Origin of the sequence: Phaeodactylibacter xiamenensis, from assembly GCF_965229835.1 — a bacterium.
Lineage (GTDB): Bacteria > Bacteroidota > Bacteroidia > Chitinophagales > Saprospiraceae > Phaeodactylibacter > Phaeodactylibacter xiamenensis.
On sequence record NZ_OZ245931.1, the window covers coordinates 4,585,304 to 4,601,085 of the forward strand.

19 protein-coding genes are annotated in these 15,782 nt (G+C 51.8%); 11 read left to right on the plus strand and 8 right to left on the minus strand.

Features of this window, described 5'->3' with window-relative positions:
- Window positions 1-87 precede the first annotated feature (87 nt).
- The gene (locus tag ACO08I_RS17530) at window positions 88-303 is read left to right on the plus strand and encodes a hypothetical protein (protein ID WP_282779811.1); all 216 of its coding nucleotides are present in this window, start codon (window positions 88-90) and stop codon (window positions 301-303) included.
- Between the two features lie 44 nt (window positions 304-347).
- On the opposite strand, the gene ACO08I_RS17535 is transcribed toward ACO08I_RS17530, so the two are convergent.
- Window positions 348-1,889 carry a hypothetical protein gene (locus ACO08I_RS17535; protein ID WP_282779813.1) on the minus strand — a complete coding sequence of 514 codons (1,542 nt, stop codon included), beginning with the start codon at window positions 1,887-1,889 and terminating at the stop codon, window positions 348-350.
- A gap of 209 nt (window positions 1,890-2,098) precedes the next feature.
- Here ACO08I_RS17535 and ACO08I_RS17540 point away from each other — a divergent pair, with 209 nt between their 5' ends.
- Both ACO08I_RS17540 and ACO08I_RS17545 read left to right on the plus strand, forming a co-directional pair.
- On the plus strand, window positions 2,099-2,518 hold the full coding sequence (locus ACO08I_RS17540) for a LytR/AlgR family response regulator transcription factor (RefSeq protein ID WP_282779815.1): 420 nt from the start codon (window positions 2,099-2,101) through the stop codon (window positions 2,516-2,518).
- A gap of 30 nt (window positions 2,519-2,548) precedes the next feature.
- Window positions 2,549-3,670 (plus strand): glycosyltransferase family 4 protein, encoded by a 1,122-nt coding sequence (locus tag ACO08I_RS17545; protein ID WP_282779817.1) that lies wholly within the window; start codon window positions 2,549-2,551, stop codon window positions 3,668-3,670.
- On the opposite strand, the gene ACO08I_RS17550 is transcribed toward ACO08I_RS17545, so the two are convergent.
- The 3 genes from ACO08I_RS17550 to mtaB are packed head-to-tail and all read right to left on the minus strand — an operon-like array spanning window position 3,658 to window position 6,209.
- Window positions 3,658-3,966: a prolipoprotein diacylglyceryl transferase family protein gene (locus tag ACO08I_RS17550; RefSeq protein ID WP_421946623.1), complete on the minus strand. Its 309-nt coding sequence runs from the start codon at window positions 3,964-3,966 to the stop codon at window positions 3,658-3,660. The genes ACO08I_RS17545 and ACO08I_RS17550 overlap by 13 nt on opposite strands.
- Before the next feature lie 29 nt (window positions 3,967-3,995).
- A complete protein-coding gene (locus ACO08I_RS17555; protein WP_421946624.1) occupies window positions 3,996-4,817 on the minus strand; it encodes a prolipoprotein diacylglyceryl transferase in 822 nt (273 codons plus the stop codon).
- Window positions 4,818-4,859: 42 nt separating this feature from the next.
- A complete protein-coding gene (mtaB, locus tag ACO08I_RS17560; RefSeq protein WP_282779821.1) occupies window positions 4,860-6,209 on the minus strand; it encodes a tRNA (N(6)-L-threonylcarbamoyladenosine(37)-C(2))-methylthiotransferase MtaB in 1,350 nt (449 codons plus the stop codon).
- Window positions 6,210-6,403: 194 nt separating this feature from the next.
- Between mtaB and ACO08I_RS17565 the strand changes: the two genes are divergently transcribed.
- Both ACO08I_RS17565 and ACO08I_RS17570 read left to right on the plus strand, forming a co-directional pair.
- The gene (locus ACO08I_RS17565) at window positions 6,404-7,507 is read left to right on the plus strand and encodes a ferredoxin--NADP reductase (RefSeq protein ID WP_282779823.1); all 1,104 of its coding nucleotides are present in this window, start codon (window positions 6,404-6,406) and stop codon (window positions 7,505-7,507) included.
- A gap of 78 nt (window positions 7,508-7,585) precedes the next feature.
- Window positions 7,586-8,383, plus strand: coding sequence for a TIR domain-containing protein (locus ACO08I_RS17570; protein ID WP_421946625.1), 798 nt, complete (start codon window positions 7,586-7,588; stop codon window positions 8,381-8,383).
- A 15-nt stretch (window positions 8,384-8,398) separates the two neighbouring features.
- On the opposite strand, the gene ACO08I_RS17575 is transcribed toward ACO08I_RS17570, so the two are convergent.
- The gene (locus tag ACO08I_RS17575; protein ID WP_044218936.1) at window positions 8,399-8,971 is read right to left on the minus strand and encodes a hypothetical protein; all 573 of its coding nucleotides are present in this window, start codon (window positions 8,969-8,971) and stop codon (window positions 8,399-8,401) included.
- A gap of 114 nt (window positions 8,972-9,085) precedes the next feature.
- Entirely contained in the window at window positions 9,086-9,685 is a 600-nt protein-coding gene (locus tag ACO08I_RS17580) for an outer membrane beta-barrel protein (protein ID WP_160213699.1), read from the minus strand.
- 151 nt (window positions 9,686-9,836) lie between these two features.
- On the opposite strand from ACO08I_RS17580, the gene ACO08I_RS17585 reads away from it, so the two are divergent.
- Together ACO08I_RS17585 and ACO08I_RS17590 are read left to right on the plus strand one after the other, a co-directional pair.
- The gene (locus ACO08I_RS17585; protein WP_421946626.1) at window positions 9,837-9,983 is read left to right on the plus strand and encodes a hypothetical protein; all 147 of its coding nucleotides are present in this window, start codon (window positions 9,837-9,839) and stop codon (window positions 9,981-9,983) included.
- A 43-nt stretch (window positions 9,984-10,026) separates the two neighbouring features.
- A complete protein-coding gene (locus tag ACO08I_RS17590) occupies window positions 10,027-10,314 on the plus strand; it encodes a hypothetical protein (RefSeq protein WP_044146334.1) in 288 nt (95 codons plus the stop codon).
- Between the two features lie 47 nt (window positions 10,315-10,361).
- Here the strand turns inward: ACO08I_RS17590 and ACO08I_RS17595 are convergent, their stop codons facing one another.
- Window positions 10,362-10,871, minus strand: coding sequence for a heavy-metal-associated domain-containing protein (locus ACO08I_RS17595; protein WP_282779831.1), 510 nt, complete (start codon window positions 10,869-10,871; stop codon window positions 10,362-10,364).
- 348 nt (window positions 10,872-11,219) lie between these two features.
- On the opposite strand from ACO08I_RS17595, the gene ACO08I_RS17600 reads away from it, so the two are divergent.
- Window positions 11,220-12,548, plus strand: a complete 1,329-nt coding sequence (locus tag ACO08I_RS17600; RefSeq protein WP_282779833.1) for a cytochrome P450 — start codon at window positions 11,220-11,222, stop codon at window positions 12,546-12,548.
- A gap of 31 nt (window positions 12,549-12,579) precedes the next feature.
- On the opposite strand, the gene ACO08I_RS17605 is transcribed toward ACO08I_RS17600, so the two are convergent.
- Entirely contained in the window at window positions 12,580-13,488 is a 909-nt protein-coding gene (locus ACO08I_RS17605; RefSeq protein WP_421946627.1) for an ROK family protein, read from the minus strand.
- A 141-nt stretch (window positions 13,489-13,629) separates the two neighbouring features.
- Here ACO08I_RS17605 and ACO08I_RS17610 point away from each other — a divergent pair, with 141 nt between their 5' ends.
- The 3 genes from ACO08I_RS17610 (at window position 13,630) to ACO08I_RS17620 (ending at window position 15,780) form a co-directional block, all read left to right on the plus strand.
- Window positions 13,630-13,866: a hypothetical protein gene (locus ACO08I_RS17610; protein ID WP_421946628.1), complete on the plus strand. Its 237-nt coding sequence runs from the start codon at window positions 13,630-13,632 to the stop codon at window positions 13,864-13,866.
- Window positions 13,863-14,204, plus strand: coding sequence for an HNH endonuclease (locus tag ACO08I_RS17615; RefSeq protein ID WP_421946629.1), 342 nt, complete (start codon window positions 13,863-13,865; stop codon window positions 14,202-14,204). The genes ACO08I_RS17610 and ACO08I_RS17615 overlap by 4 nt, the downstream gene beginning before the upstream one ends.
- Before the next feature lie 436 nt (window positions 14,205-14,640).
- Window positions 14,641-15,780 carry an alpha/beta hydrolase gene (locus ACO08I_RS17620; protein ID WP_044218946.1) on the plus strand — a complete coding sequence of 380 codons (1,140 nt, stop codon included), beginning with the start codon at window positions 14,641-14,643 and terminating at the stop codon, window positions 15,778-15,780.
- Window positions 15,781-15,782: the final 2 nt, after the last annotated feature.

A 15,782-nucleotide genomic window follows, 5' to 3' on the forward strand; every position in this document is an offset into this window, starting at 1 on the left:
GAGGTATTTAAAGCCTTATATTTATCTTGGACAGAAAAGACTTTAAAGACAACATCATATCTTTTGTCCATATAAAACAGGGAAATCATGAAAAAACGTCAACACAAAATCGACAAATTCGAATCTGCCCGCCTGTCTGAGAAGGCCTGCCTGAAAGCTAAGGGAGGGCATAAATACAGCCCCACCGGTGCCGGATTCCAGGGTACTTTCATTTGGGAAACCGTAGATGTTAGAGGCCTTATGGGGCAGGATCATGAGTCAGAAAAAGGCAGGAATACCACCTTCAGCCAAATTGGCGGATAAACGGACACCCATTCAGCCTCCGAGCGGAGTAAGGAGCACAGCTGCTAACGGCTGCGTTCCTTAAACTTCCGTCTGATCATTTCGCCGTAAGATTTTCCTTCCAGCTTTCCTTCCAGCCAGGCCATCATGTCAAAAGCACGCACAAAAAAGCTTTTGGCTCTCTCGGTTTGTGGCAATTGCTCAAATGCTCCTTTGAGACTTTCATAAGCGACCTTGAGTTCATGTTTTGATGGCGATCCGGTTGCTTTCCTGATGAAACTAATGATCTCCCGTTCCACATCATGCAGTTGTTCCCGCTTCTTCAGGTAGCGGTAGGTACTCCGGATCAGGGAATCCAGCAGCACGTAATTACCGAGCTCAAAATGCACGATGAGGTTGAGGATACGGGCGGTGCCCTGTAGTTCCTGCCGCTCAACAGTAGTGCTCAGGTTGAGCCAGTCATTGAGGTAGGAAAGCGCGTCATCGTAAGCTTCCGCTCCAAAGGAGATGTGAAAGTAATAGTAGTAGAAGGTGTTGGTTTCGAATAAGTCATTATCGAAATGGCTGCGCTCTCTGAGGTGGGTCTGCAGAGCAGAGAGCCCCTCTTTAAAGTCGCCTTTGGCAATACACAGCGAGAATTTGTTTTGGTAATACTGCCGGTGGATTTTCAGCTCATCGTCCTGGCTCAGCGGCTTGACCTGCCGGAGCTTTTCAAGGTAAACCTCTAATGCCTCATAATCACCCACCCGGCCACAGCCCATGATGAGGTTGCTAAGCGCGGAAATATACTCCGACACATCTTCATTGAGAAAATGCGGTTTGGACTCCATCAGCTCAATGAGCTGCTCGCTACTGGATTTAAAGGCGAGCAAGTCACCTGTTGCCAGCTGATAGATACTGAGCGTGCGGTAGTAGTAAATCTGCGCCTGATGGGCATCGCTTTCCGGCGGCTGTTGCAAAAGTGGCGTATCCACAATATCAGCCAGTCGCTTGCGGAACTCCGGGCCCGTCAGAGAGGCATCCTTCCGCAGGCTGACGAGCAGTCGGAAAAACAAGTTGCGGTAGGCCGAGATACTGCTGAGCTGCTGCTGCAAATGCTGCTCTTCGGTTTCAATGCGGTCCAGGGCTTCATCCAGATAGTCTATATCGGATTTGGCGTAAGCCAGCTGCTTCTCCCAGCCCAACATATCAATAAGTACTGTAAAGCGTTCGTACTTGTAAGCCAGTTTCCGGGCTTTACTGAGCAGGTCCTGGCAATCTGAAAAATGGGAACGGCGGAAAAGGACTTGCATGCTCTGAAGGTAGTGGCGCAGTTTATAGTCTACAGAAGTCTTTTCGTCGTAGCCCTGCAAGCTCTTGAGACAAAGGTCATAGAGGTACCCTTTCAGCTCGGAGTATTTCCGGCTTTGTACCGGCTTGCCCTGGTATACCTCATTTTTTAGTACTTCGTCATCAAATTCCTCCTGTGCTTCAATGGCGTCGAAAAGGCGCAGGTATTTACTGTCCTTATTCGCATGGCTGCCAACAAAAACCTTGAAGTACCGCTTTTCAGAGCCCGACATGGACTTGATCAGGTTAAAAAGCTTATTGGATGGGGTCTTGGGCATAGTTCTTGTCCTTTTGCAATATAACGGGGCTATATAACTCCTGCAAAGCCATTTTGGCTGCCTCCCGCCCAAAGGTATTTTAAATTCTGAAGCCTGACAATAAATCGAATGTGTATTGCGCAACAGCCCACCTTCGCCTAATTTGAGTTTATACATTTCCACACACAGGAGCCTGGTGCAGCACGCCCGGTTCCTTAATTCAACGGTCTATGAAAATGGTAAGCTTAATACCCAAGTCAAATAACCTGCGCCCAATAGCACCCACTACAGCCTTTAATCTGCGCCGGGCAAAAATAGCCCTGCCTACACTTGAAGGCTACCTCTTCCGACCGGTAGCCAGCATTCTATACCTCCGCGCAGAAGGCAATTATACGATGATCCGGTTTGCGGACGGGTCGCAGGAATTGATTTGCAAAACCCTGAGCCATGTTCAGGGGATGCTGTCACAGTATCCGCAGTTTGTCAGGGTCCACCGTTCTTTCACCGTCAATATCGAGCGCATAGACCGCTACGTGCGCGGCAAGGGAGGGTTTGTCGTTATGGAGTGCGGTACGGAGATCAGTGTGGCCAACAGTAAAAAAACGCACCTGGCCACTGCCGTGGAACAGTACTTTGGTGCCCGGCTATAGCAAGAGGTTTCCTATCTTTGGCTGCTGAATATGAGAGTAGCCATCAATACCCGTTTCCTGCTGCCGGGCCGCATCGAGGGCATTGGGCGGTACACCTACGAAGTGGTGCGCCGGCTGTTGCGCGACCATCCGGAGCATGATTACCTCTTTTTCTTCGATCGTCCCTTCGACCCTGCCTTCACTTTTGGCGGTCAGGCCCGGGGTGTCGTACTGCCGCCTCCTGCCCGCCACCCTTTGCTTTGGTACCTTTGGTTTGAATGGGCCGTGCCTTATGCTTTGCGCAAGCACCGGGCGGACGTTTTTTTTTCTCCGGATGGCTACCTGTCGCTTCGGTCTGAGGTGCCTGCCCTGCTGACGGTCCATGATCTTGCCTTTGAGCATTTCACGGAGCACACGCCGGGGCTTGTAGGCCGGTACTACCGGCATTTTACGCCAAAGTTCTGTGCGCATGCTCAGCGCTTACTGTCCGTATCCGGCTACACGGCACAAGATATGCAGCAACGGTACAGTATTCCGGAATCCAAAATCGCGATCTGCGGGAATGCCTGCCGGGAAGGTTTCCGCCCGCTCACCGCAGCAGCGCGGGAAGCGGCCCGGAACAAATGGAGCGCCGGAAAGCCCTACTATCTTTACGTAGGCGCCATCCACCCCCGCAAAAATGTGCACCGGTTAATCACTGCATTTTCTGATTTTAAAGCCCAAACGCAAAGCCCGGCCCGATTGCTGATTGCCGGCCGTTTTGCCTGGCAGTCCGGCCCGGTGAAGTCGGCCTATGAAGCTTCCGCATTTCAGGAAGATATTGACTTATTGGGCTTTGTACCCGATAAAGATTTACCGGCATTAATGGGCGCTGCCAAAGGCTTTGTCTATCCCTCCCTGTTTGAGGGCTTCGGGTTGCCGCTGCTGGAAGCGATGGAAGCAGACGTACCCGTCATCACGTCCAATGTCTCCTCTATGCCGGAGGTCGCCGGTCAGGCGGCATTGCTAATTGACCCCGGGAATACCACGGCGCTCGCCCGGGCTTTAATAGCGTTAGATGGGAATGCATCGCTACGGGCATCCCTGGTGGAGAAAGGCAGGCTGCAACGCCGGCAGTACAGCTGGGACCGCACCGCAGCAATAGTCTATGAAAACCTGGCTCAGCTCTTTTGATGCTTTCGCCAAATCCATACCGTGCCCCCCAGCCCGATCAGGAATAAAGTCACTGCAATAAACTGAGCCTGCGTCAGCCCCGTGCCCAAAAAGGAATACACCTCATTGATCCGCACTTTTTCAATGAAAAAGCGCTCCATGCCATTGAACAACAGGTAGATGAAAAAGAGCATGCCCGGATAGCCCCGGGTGATACCCCGCAGCCCGAATAGTATAGCGCCTATGGTGAATGCCATCAGGGATTCATACACAGGGGTAGGATAGACCGGTGGATCGAGTCGGGTACAGTAGATCATGTCGCAGCCTTCAATAGGTATGCCCCGCCTCAGTACATTGTGCGGATAGTCGTAGGCCCACAGCCAGTCGGGCAGGAACCACCATTCTGGCTGCGCCGCGGCATTACAATACCCCAGTCGCCATCGCCGGAGAAGTGGCAGCCCAGCCGGCCTACACCGTAGGCAATGATTAGGGCCGGTGCCACTGCATCTAAAACATGCACTATGGGAATATTCTTTCGCCTCAGGTACAAGGCGACAAAGAGGAAGCCAAAAATCAGCCCTCCGTAGATTGCCAGCCCGCCACCGGACAGCAAGGTGCCCACCGGGTCGGCCAGCAGGGCCGGAATATCTTCAATCACCGCAAACACTTTAGCGCCCACAACTCCGGAGACCGCCGCAATAATGGTGATTTCGCTGATCCGGTCGTGGGGGTAAATATGCCGGATGGCCTGCTTAGGCTTGGGCAGGGCTTTGCGGTTGCCATTCCAGTAGCGGTAGGCGGCAAATGCAATGCCGAGCAACAGTCCGCCGGTCCAGCTACCTGCTGTCGAGAGCAGCACCTCTGCCGCGTCTGCCTTGAGGGCAGCAAAATTCTGATAGGCATAGATGCCCTTAAAGCCCAGGATGAAGCCCCAAATGCCGTTGGAGGCAATTTCCGCATTGGTGGGGGGCTTGCCAAGCTCAATTTTTTCCTTTTGGGGCTCAAACAGACCTTCCTTTGCCTTGCGCTTCAGCTCGTGATAAAGGATGAAGGCGGCAGAGATGATCGCCAGGACAAGCAGCAATCCAAAGGTTTTAAAAATGGATAGCCAGTTATCAGCCGGGGTGCCGAAGAGATCGTGGAACAGATAAGACAAGTCGGGGTACATCCGCTACGGAGTTGGTGCAGCCCAAAGGTAGGGCTTTGCCGCTTAATTTGCTACCGTTGCTGCTGACAGTGTGGCTTCCACCGCGCCTTCCTCATTGATATGGTGCAGATGTACAGGTGCCATGGTATTCAGCAGTTCCTCCTGTAGAGGCAGGCTGACGCGCACATAGTTGTCGGTAAAGCCGGACATCAGCCCGGTTTCCTTGCTTTGCTCAAAGAGCACTGTACGGTCGGTGCCGGTAAACTGCTCATAGAAGTACCGGCGCTTTTTATCGCTCAGGATGGTGAGCATTTTGTTGCGGCGGCGGCGTTCTTCCATATCCACATGATCGGTGCGCTCATAGGCGGGCGTGTTGGGCCGTTCGCTGTAGGTGAACACATGCAGGTAGGAAATATCAAGCTCGTTCAGGAAGCGGTAGGTCTCAAGGAAGTCCTCTTCTGTCTCACCGGGGAAGCCCACGATCACGTCTACCCCAATACAGCAGTGTGGCATGAGGGCTTTGATTGTAGCCACGCGGTCGGCGTACAGTTCGCGCTTGTAGCGGCGGCGCATCTCGCGGAGCTGCTTGTTGTTGCCCGACTGCAACGGCATGTGGAAGTGGGGGACAAAGCGGCCGGACTGAGCGACAAACTCAATGACTTCATCGGTGCACAAATTGGGCTCAATGGAGGAAATGCGGAAACGGTCGATGCCTTCCACTTTATCGAGCTCGCGTATGAGATCGATGAACATCGCCTCCTTCTTGGGCCTTACGCCCTCAATCACCTCCGTGCCATTGCCAAAGTCGCCGATGTTGACACCGGTGAGGACAATCTCCTTCACACCCATTTCTGCGATGCGGTGTGCATTAGCGACAACGCTCTCGACCGTATCGCTGCGGCTGCGCCCACGTGCCAGTGGGATAGTGCAAAAGGTACATTTGTAATCGCACCCATCCTGCACTTTCAGGAAAGACCGGGTGCGGTCACCAAAAGAGAAAGCGTTGACGAACTCATTGGCTTCCTTGACTTCACCGGCACGTACCATACCCTTGCCAGGTGCTTTGCTCAGCTCCTCCACATAGTCCAGGATACGGAACTTCTCCGCAGCGCCGAGGACCAGGTCCACGCCTTCGATTTCGGAAATTTCTTCCGGCTTGAGCTGCGCATAACAGCCGACCACGACCACCTTCGCTTCCGGGGAATACTTTAGCGCCCGGCGTACAATCTGCCGGCATTTTTTATCCGCAAAGTCGGTCACGGAGCAGGTGTTGATCACGTAGATGTCAGCGCCGTCTTTGAAGCCCACTTCCGAATAGCCTGCCTCTTCGAACAAACGGCCGATAGAGGAGGTCTCCGAGTAGTTGAGCTTACAGCCCAGGGTGTAAAATGCGACGCTGCGTGGTGTGGCCATGTTAACTACTTGATAGTGTGTTTGGTAAAGCGCCGCAAAGTTAAGCATACTTATCCGGTTCGTCAAGCCGGTTTCAATTGAGGGATTGAACCGCAGCGCATTTATGGCGTTACCTGAGTCTTACTTTCGAACTAAGGCTTGGGCAAAGCGGCAATTTTAGCCTATTTTTGCCCCGCAAAATGAAATATAGAGATATGAGCAAGCAATTTTATGAGCTGCCGGTACGGGAAGTGCGCCCCGAAACAGAGGATGCCGTGACCCTTGTTTTTGAAGTGCCTGAAGACCTGCAGTCTGCTTTCAAGTATAAGCAGGGGCAGTATCTGACCCTGCGCTTCGACATCAACGGGCAGGAAGAGCGCCGCTCCTACTCTATGTGCAGCAGCCCCGTGGAGCAGGACCTTGCGGTGACGGTAAAGCGGGTGGAAAATGGTAAGGTGTCCACCCACATCAATCAGCAGATCAAAGCTGGAGACAAAATCTCTGTAATGCCTGCAGATGGGCGGTTCTACACCGAACTGGATGCCGATCAGCGCAAGGATTATTACCTCTTTGGTGCCGGTAGCGGCATCACTCCATTGATGTCCATTCTCAAAACGATATTGGAGGAGGAACCTCAGAGCACCGTCTACCTGCTGTATGGTAACCGCAGCGAAGAGACCATCATCTTCAGGGATGCCCTCGATGGATTGCAGCGCAAGTACGAAGGGCAGCTATTCGTAGAGCACATTCTGAGTCAGCCCAAACGGGAAAAGGCGGGAGGCGCACTGGGCTTTCTCAAAAAGAGCAAAGTGGCCTGGGAAGGCCGTACCGGTCGTATAGACCCTGCTCAGGTGCAGTGGTTCCTCAGCAAGCATAAAAAGCGCAGCCAAACTGCTGAATACTTCATCTGTGGCCCTGGCGATATGATCGACGCCGTCGAAGGAGCACTCCTCGGGCAGGGCATTGAAAGCAAGTCCATTCATACGGAGCGCTTTACCACCGGACAGCCTGCTGCTGATGGCACCAAGGCTGCTGGCGTGGATGGTGCAAAGGTCAAGGTACATCTCGATGGCTCGCAAATGGAAGTGACCGTAACATCCGGCAAGACCATCCTTGATACCTTGCTGGCTGAAAAGCTCGACCCCCCCTATTCCTGTACGTCCGGCGCCTGCTCTACCTGTATGGCGAAAGTACTGAAAGGCTCCGTTGAAATGGATGCTTGTTTCGCACTGGATGATGAGGAAGTGGCGGATGGCTTTATCCTGACTTGTCAGGCGCACCCTACTTCTGATGAAGTGGAAATCACCTATGACGTTTAACCTTTGGCAATCCGGGGTGATATTGGTAGCTTTGGACAATCGAATTTCTCCTGACCTTATTGCCAAAACGCCTGACCAATGAATCCCCAAGCTATTCTGAAGCAGATTGATCTGTTTAAAGACAGTGTTGCTACTGCGGCAGACAACCGGCAGTTGAGCCAACTCTCTGAACGGCTTACTGCTTTGCTCAACGCTCATTTTCCTGACGCTGCCGAAACACAGATTGCGATTTTGCTAACTGGCGAAATGCACGAGCTTCGGCACAGGGAGATGAAGGGAGTGATTTCTAATGCAGACCGTAGCCTGGCCCGCAATCAATGGGTCGATAAGTTTCTCAACCTGCTTGGGGACGCAAAGGTGATGGTTGCCAATGGCGGTACTGATGCTCAATCTGATGCTACTGATCAGCCCAAAGCAACGGCTGTGCCACTCAAGCTTTTCCTTTCTTACGCCGAAGCGGATGAGGATCTTAAAAAGCGGCTCGATAACCACCTGACCGCACTGAAACGGGGAAACCTGATTGACCTGTGGAGCGATGAGCAGGTGCTGGCCGGCCACGACTGGGGCGCGGAGACCAAACGCAATATTCAGGATGCTGATATTGTGCTGCTGCTTGTAAGCGCAAGTTTCATAGCTTCAGAGCACATCTGGAAGGCGGAAGTGGAGAAAGCCATGGCACGCCGTAGGGAGGGGGTAATTGTAGTGCCCGTAGCGCTTAAGCCTGTGGATTGGGAAGGGCTGCCTTTTGCCGGTCTTCAGGGACTGCCCCGCTCTGGTAAGCCTGTTACGACCTATGATGACCTGGATTTAGGCCTGCTGGAGGTCGCAAAGGGGGTACGAGAGGTGGTCGAGTATGTGCACCGGCAAAAGGCGTAGCTTCAATACTTCAGATTAATTGCCCCACGATAAGCCAAACCGCAGCGCGATATTGACGAAAGGTGAGGAAAAATCACTGGAGCTGTACTCAGGGATGTCATCGTAGGTGACAAACCGGTAGCCGGCCTCCAAGCCTACCCGGAACCACTGTGTGGCGTTCAGTTCCACACCTGCCGAAGGCTTCAGCACATAGACGGGATCATCATCTATACCTTCCACTGTAGCTTTGCCGCCACCGGCAAATAATCCAAAACGGGGGTGCAATAAGCGTGTTGAGTTGGGGGCATAGGCTAGCTGCAGCCCATCGTAGTAGAGGTCAAGGCGACGGTTGTCGGGCCCTGTAACCGGTTCCTGCCGAAAGCTGTTGCGGGCATAGCCGATGTAGATGGAACGGCTGACTTCAATACCGATGCTGAAGCCCCGCCCATAGGCGTATTCTTCCTCAAAAAAGCTGTAGTTGTGGTCGATGCTGGCCCAAATGCCGGAAATCCGGATGTCTGAACTGTTGAAAAGGGTTTCCTCTTTTTGAGCAGACAGGCTTAGGGCAGCGAATAAAAAAAGCGTGGTAAGTAAGTGGGTGATTTTCATAATTCGTCGGTGTTTGATTTCTTCTTCAAATAAAAAGGAAAATCAGCCACCGTGCCCGTTTTTAACCACCTTTAACCTGCCTTAGCATTTAGTTAAGAAAGTCGATGGTTGAGTCTAAAACAAATAGCAGCCACGAATGGTAATATTGCGCCCGATCCAGGGCACAAGGGTCTGATCGTTGGCTTCCGCCAGTTCTTCACTGTAAGGAGAGTTGAGCCACCGGGACCAGCGGATGTCCATCACCCAGTTTTCAGTAAAGTAGAAAGAGCCCCCGAGGATTACAGAAAAGACATCCTGGGATATCGGGTGCCTTTCCGTACCATCCTCCCCCGTTACCTCTGTGACGGTGTAGTTGATGATATTGCCGTAGGAACCACCTGCAGTAAACTGTAGTTTCCAGTCGCGGAAATGCACCAGCACCGGTGCTTCCACCATATTGAATTGAATGTTTTCCACATCCAGCTCAGAGCTGGGGTTGTCAAATCTGCTTTGCCGGGCGCCCTGCTGAGAAAAGAGCAGCTCGATGCCTACCTTCCAGCGTTCAGAAAGGACGGCATCTGCTTTGATCCCTCCCTGAAACCCATACTTATAAAAGCCCAGCAGCTTGTCACCGTCAACCTGAGAGAGATTCAGCCCGGCCACCACACCTGCCTCAAAGCGGCGCTCTGGTCCGCTATCCTGCGCCTGCAGGCTACAGAACAGACTAACTGCCACAAGGGTCAATAACAATTTTATAGGTCTCTTTTGCATAGCACTGATTGAGATTTAAGGCAAAGTTATCAATTGAACGCATTTTGCGCCACTATGGTCTAGTGAAGCCCGCTGTAACTTATGCCACTGCATTGCATTATTGTGTAAAACCCCTATGAAAACTATCCTGTTCGCTGCCGTAGCGCTTTTGTTTTTGGTCCGGTTGCAGGCGCAAAACCTGGTGCTCAATCCGGGTTTCGAAACCTTGCAGTCTGCCAAATATCATAATGAATGCAGCTTTTCCAGGAAAACCGCCGGGTAGAGTGTGTGCTGAAATAGTTATTTTAGCGCCAAAGCCATCGTGTATGTTCAAGTATACCCGCCATAGCCTGAAAAAGCTGGAGACGCTGTTCGAGGAAATAGACTTCACCATCCGTTATGAGAAAGGGAACTTCACCTCGGGCTATGCCATTGTGGAGGACCGGAATATTATTGTGATCAACAAATTCTACGATGTGGAGGGGCGCATCAATGTGCTGCTCGATATCCTGGGGCAGACCGAAGTGCCATTGGACGCATTGGGCGAGAAATCCCTGAAGCTGTACAAACAACTGGAGAAAAACGAGCTGATCGCTGATGAGGAGGAAGAATGATTGTTGGCTGCCCGGTGAGCAACCAACAATCGTCCGGGAAGTTTCGGTTATCCCTTTGGGCGGTCGTACTGACAGCATGCGTGGAGGTTGGCGTACACCTCATCCGGCGCACGGTGCGTGTCGGAGTCATACCCTGCTGCAGCTACTTTGGCTTTGATATCATCCTCTGATACCTTTTCCGCTTCGTAAGCTACAGACAGCATGCCCGACTTGACATCCCATTCCGCAGAGTGGATGCCTTCCACTTCGTTCAGCGCGCCCTCAATGGTACGCTTGCACATACCGCAGTTGCCATAGATGCGGATGGAAGCAGTGCTTACGTTGGCATTGCTGCTCACTTTTTTTGCATTGCTGCTGGCTGATTTGGCACAGGATTTTCCTTGCTCGCCTTTAGCACAGCAGGCTTTAGCGGCACTTGCTGTTTTGTCGCAGCTCGCTTTTTCAGCCTTGGTGCAGCTGGTCTTATCCTTGCTGCTGCAACATGCTTTAGCCGACTGCGCCTGCACAGACATGGAGCCCAGGAAGAGCAGAGCCAGCATCATCATTAATGGTTTCATGGTCATTTCTTGTTTTATTCATGAATAAATCCGCCTAAAGATAAAGACTTTTGTCATTTCTCTATCATGTACGGAGCAAGCAGGCCATCGAGCTTGCCAAAAAGGCTTTTGCAGATGCCTGAGGTGCCACTGCTGCTGCAGGTCCCGGGTTGGTAGCTGTCAGGGGCGCCTGCCAGTTTTTTCCCGGTACTCTCTACAACGTGCAAGAAGGGGTTTAAGGTATTCGTTTTACTGCGGAGCCTGAGGGGGGCGCATTTATCTGTTTGGTGCTGGCCACTTCCCCATCCTAAAGCTTGGGGTTATTTTGTATCTTTTGTCCTGTGTTTTAACCCTGAAAATCGTCTTGTTTTGGTTCGTAACAACAAGAAAGCGGCAGGCCCTGGTTTTTTTGATTTTTCGATGGGGCTTAGGGGCAATATCCCTGAGTTTTTCCTCTCCCTGCATAGGGTATACGGTGATGTGGTCCGATGCCCGATCCCGTTTTTTCCACCTTTGTATATCCTGAATCATCCGGATCATATCAGGCATGTGCTATCGCTCAAGGCACCCAACTATCCACGCGAAGACTTTATATCCCGCCGTTTTCAAGCCGTGTTTGGCAACGGTAGTGTTTCTGCTACAGGGGACGCCTGGGCGCGGCAGCGCAAGATTATTAATCCGGCATTTCAACGGAAATTTCTGGAACGGTCTTTTCATGTACTGGACAAACTGAGCAGAGGCCTGGTTGAATCCTGGAAAATCAAAGCGGAAAAGAGGGAACCGGTCGAAGTCGTCAGTGAGATGCGTAACCTGACTATGGATATGTTGTGGGAAGTGTTGTTTAACTTCTCTCCGAAAAACCTGAGGCATGAAATCTACAGGCCTGTCGAATTGGGAGTAAGCTATATTGGTACGCCCGTACCTCTGTTTGTTTCCAGATGGATGCCTACGCCTACCAACTGGCAGTTCTATTTTGAAAATCGAAAACTAGAGCGCATCCTCAAAGACAGAATCGCAGAGCGGCGTAAAAGCGTAGGCTCAACAGATGATTTGCTCGACTTTCTATTGAGGTACAAAGACCCCAAATCCGGGCTTCCGCTTTCCGAACAAGCTATTCTGGAAGAGCTTAAAACATTAGCCCCCGCTGGGTATTTGACGACTGGAGCCTCATTGGCTTGGCTCTTTTACCTCTTGGGAAGGCACCCGGAGCACATCGGTAAGCTTAATGAAGAGTGCAGGTCTGTGAAGGGGACGGCATTCAGTTATGCCCATTTCGAGTCCCTGCCCTACACCCTGGGTTGCATTTATGAAACGTTGCGCCTATATCCTACGGGCTGGAGCCTCTGGCGTAGCGCTTCGGAGGAAGACAAGATTGATGATTTTAGGATAGAAAAGGGAGCGACCATGGTTTGTTCCCCTTACACCGCTCACCGTCATCCGGATTTCTGGAGTGCTCCGGAAACATTCAATCCGAGCCGCGATTTCAGCAGTAGCATGGGGCATACTTATTTTCCCTTCGGTCTGGGTCCGCGGCGGTGCGTGGGCGAAAACCTCGCTATGGTAGAACTAATGATGATTGTCCCCATGATATTTAGGCACTTCAGGTTTTCCGTGCTTCCCGGTCCTGAGGTTCAGATGGATCACAGGGTGATTTTATCACCTGTGCCCAGTCTGAATATTCAATTGGAAACAATATGAAAGCTGAATTTCGAAGCCTAAAGAGTCACTACTAAGCCACGAGCATCGCCGCACCAAACACGCCTGCACTATCGCCCAGCTCCGGCGCCAGGAATTGGGTGTCAAGCCGGTGGTTAAAGACGTGCTTTTTGACCGATTCCACACCTTTTGTATATAAGTCAGGGATATTGCCCAGGCCACCGCCCAGTACGATTACATCCGGGTCGAGGGTATTGATGACGGAAGCCATGCCTTTACCGAAGAAATGGATGAGGCGGTCGAGGGTTGCTTTTGCATGCACATCGGTATCTACCCGTTCCAGGATGTTCTTGAGCTTATCCTTTTGGCCCGATTCGCTCTCGTAGAACCGCTGTAGTGCCGGCCCGGAAATAATAGTTTCCACGCAGCCTGTCTGCCCGCAGTAGCACTCCCCCCCTGAGAAGTCAAGGAAGTTGTGGCCCCACTCCCCGGCTATGCCCTGCCGGCCGTTGCGTACCTGCCCGTTGATGACCAGGCCGCCGCCTACGCCTGTGCCCATGATGACGCCGAAGACGACCTGCGCGTCCGGGGCTTCCCGGGGCACTTTGCCCAGGCGCGCTTCTGCGACAGCAAAGCAATTGGCATCATTAGCCATTTGTACCGGCAGGCCGAGTGCCTTTTCCAAATCCTGCTTGAGGGGCTGCCCGTTGAGGGCGGTGGTGTTGGCATTCTTCATCAGTCCCGTGATGGGGTCGAGGGTGCCGGGTGTGCCAATGCCGATGCGCTTTGGTTCTGCGCCGCTGTCTTCCCGCAGCAAGTCCACCACTTTGCCAATCTGCCCGATGATGTGCTCATACCCTCCTTCCTTTTCGGTGGGAACGCGCAGCCGGGAGCGCACTTTCAGCGGTTGAATGCTTTCGATAATCGCACCTTCAATTTTGGTGCCGCCGAGGTCGATGCCCCAAAGGAGTTGGTTTTCCATGGATTCGTTTTGTTGTGCTTGGCAAAATTAGGGTTTCGTGGGGATTATTGGGTGTTACCAGGGTAAAGATTTGAGGCACCAAATAAGCGGGAAAGTTGTTATATTGTATCGAGAATGTTTTGACCACGTAAAGAACGAGTTATGACTGCGACCACAGCTTACGATAATGTCGCTAACTTTATTGCTCACATGGACCCAGAGAAGGTACTCGAACTCCAGGCAAACGAGGAGATGCAAGAGCGACTGGATTTTTTAATTGATAGAGAAAAAAATGCAGTGCTTTCTCCAGAAGAGAAAGAGGAACTGAATCAGTATATTTTGTTGGAACGGCTCATTCGTTTAACCAAAGCCAAGGCCCGGTATTTGTTGTCGAAATGAGTCGTCATATTTCACAACAAATCAGGGACTTCGTCGTGGAGCGTGCTGGGCATAAGTGTGAATACTGCTTTTTGCCTGAAGGCCAGTCTTTTTATAAATTTCAAATCGATCATATTATTAGCATTAAACACGGTGGGGAAACACAGTTAAATAACCTGGCACTCGCATGTGCAGTTTGCAATCGGAACAAAGGCAGTGATTTGGGTACCTTTCCTGATGGCGATAACGAGAACTTAGTTCGGTTTTACAATCCGCGCAAAGATCAGTGGAAAGATCATTTTTTATTACTTGATTCAGGAATCATTCAACCCATAAAGTCTAATAGGGGAAGCCACTGATAAAATTCTTGGATTTAATCATCCACATAGTGTTATGGAGCGAAGGTTTCTTTTGTTAAGCGGTTTATTTTGAGACAAAATCTTTCTCAGGTTCCAGGAATTAAGTTGTAGCGTTAACAGTCCGCACTGCTATAATTCCCTGTCTTTTCGCAAGCTATCAACCGTCATCAGCAAAAAATCCAGCGCCTGCCCGTAGTCCAGGCTTTCGTAATCCGAGCCCAGGTTTACGGATATTGTGGTAATACGCCTGCCGGTTTCCGGAAAGCACTCAGCAAGCTCATGTCAATGATTTTCATACCCGAGTTCCTGAATTTCGCTTAAAACTACAACTTTTCTCACTCCCATTCCCGCCTTCCTATGGTCGCCTGCCTACAAAATCCGCTTATTTCTTACCTTTGACCTGACGAATTACGAACGAAAGATCTAGCAACGATATATGACAGAAGGCGCTTCTTCCAGTGGCCATGCCCCTTCGAATGGCACCCAACTGCGGCTACAGCTTCAAACCCCGGCTGAGGAACACGGCCGGCCGGTCTTTGTATCGGGTAACTTCAATGGCTGGCGTACCGGCAGTGGGGCGTATCAAATGGAGCAAACCGGCCCTGGCTACTATGAGCTCAACTTCCCGGCTGAGGAATGGCTGCCCGAGCAGCTCGAATACAAATACCACCGCGGCGACTGGAATCAGGTGGAGCTTGACCGGTTTGGCAATACCCGGCCCAACCGGAGCCTCAATACCCGGGAGCACAATACGCAGTCCGACAGCGTAGACCGGTGGCTGGTGGACGGGCTGGCTTACAATCCGGCTTACCTGCCCAAAATTGAAATCCTGACCGAGGACTTCAAAATCCCGAAGCTTATCAAAACCCGCCGGATTGCGGCCCTGCTGCCGCACGATTATCACGAAACCGATAAGCGGTACCCGGTGCTCTACCTGCAGGACGGGCAAAACCTCTTCGATGACTATGCTCCCTTCGGTAGTTGGGGCGTGGACAAGAAGCTGGCACTGATGAAAGAGCAGGGCTTTGGTGATATCATCGTCGTGGCTATTGACCATGCCGAGAAGGATCGCATTACAGAGTTTACACCATCCTACCGCACTCAGCTGGGTGCCGGGAGTGGCAAGAAGTACCTCCGCGTACTGGCCGACCGCCTTAAGCCCTATGTAGACGAGCATTTCCGTACCCTGCCCGGCCGCGAAACCACTGGTATCGGGGGGAGCTCAATGGGCGGGCTGATCAGCATTTATGCGGGGCTGATTTACCCGGAAGTGTACGGTAAGCTCATGATCTTTTCCCCTTCCCTTTGGGTGAGCCCCAATATCCCTTTCCGTGTGATGAACCTCAATGACCCGCACGATATGGACATCTACATTTATGCCGGCGAAGGCGAAAGCAAAAATATGGTGCCTAACATCCGCGGTTTTATGCGAGCCGCAGAGGAGCAGGGCGACGCCTCCTTTAACTTTGAGCTCTCACTCGATCCCGATGGAGCACACAATGAAGCCCGCTGGGGACAGGAATTCCCCCGCGCCGCAGAGTGGCTCTTTTTCAACCAACCTCCAAAAACCTCCTGAAA

Bases quoted from the DNA above. Each gene is read 5' to 3' on its own strand.
- ACO08I_RS17605 (WP_421946627.1), bottom strand. From the start codon at position 13,488: ATGGAAAACCAACTCCTTTGGGGCATCGACCTCGGCGGCACCAAAATT.
- ACO08I_RS17540 (WP_282779815.1), top strand. From the start codon at position 2,099: ATGAAAATGGTAAGCTTAATACCCAAGTCAAATAACCTGCGCCCAATA.
- ACO08I_RS17535 (WP_282779813.1), bottom strand. From the start codon at position 1,889: ATGCCCAAGACCCCATCCAATAAGCTTTTTAACCTGATCAAGTCCATG.
- ACO08I_RS17595 (WP_282779831.1), bottom strand. From the start codon at position 10,871: ATGAAACCATTAATGATGATGCTGGCTCTGCTCTTCCTGGGCTCCATG.
- ACO08I_RS17530 (WP_282779811.1), top strand. From the start codon at position 88: ATGAAAAAACGTCAACACAAAATCGACAAATTCGAATCTGCCCGCCTG.
- ACO08I_RS17575 (WP_044218936.1), bottom strand. From the start codon at position 8,971: ATGAAAATCACCCACTTACTTACCACGCTTTTTTTATTCGCTGCCCTA.
- ACO08I_RS17590 (WP_044146334.1), top strand. From the start codon at position 10,027: ATGTTCAAGTATACCCGCCATAGCCTGAAAAAGCTGGAGACGCTGTTC.
- mtaB (WP_282779821.1), bottom strand. From the start codon at position 6,209: ATGGCCACACCACGCAGCGTCGCATTTTACACCCTGGGCTGTAAGCTC.
- ACO08I_RS17550 (WP_421946623.1), bottom strand. From the start codon at position 3,966: ATGATCTACTGTACCCGACTCGATCCACCGGTCTATCCTACCCCTGTG.
- ACO08I_RS17620 (WP_044218946.1), top strand. From the start codon at position 14,641: ATGACAGAAGGCGCTTCTTCCAGTGGCCATGCCCCTTCGAATGGCACC.
- ACO08I_RS17610 (WP_421946628.1), top strand. From the start codon at position 13,630: ATGACTGCGACCACAGCTTACGATAATGTCGCTAACTTTATTGCTCAC.
- ACO08I_RS17555 (WP_421946624.1), bottom strand. From the start codon at position 4,817: ATGTACCCCGACTTGTCTTATCTGTTCCACGATCTCTTCGGCACCCCG.
- ACO08I_RS17585 (WP_421946626.1), top strand. From the start codon at position 9,837: ATGAAAACTATCCTGTTCGCTGCCGTAGCGCTTTTGTTTTTGGTCCGG.
- ACO08I_RS17570 (WP_421946625.1), top strand. From the start codon at position 7,586: ATGAATCCCCAAGCTATTCTGAAGCAGATTGATCTGTTTAAAGACAGT.
- ACO08I_RS17615 (WP_421946629.1), top strand. From the start codon at position 13,863: ATGAGTCGTCATATTTCACAACAAATCAGGGACTTCGTCGTGGAGCGT.
- ACO08I_RS17565 (WP_282779823.1), top strand. From the start codon at position 6,404: ATGAGCAAGCAATTTTATGAGCTGCCGGTACGGGAAGTGCGCCCCGAA.
- ACO08I_RS17545 (WP_282779817.1), top strand. From the start codon at position 2,549: ATGAGAGTAGCCATCAATACCCGTTTCCTGCTGCCGGGCCGCATCGAG.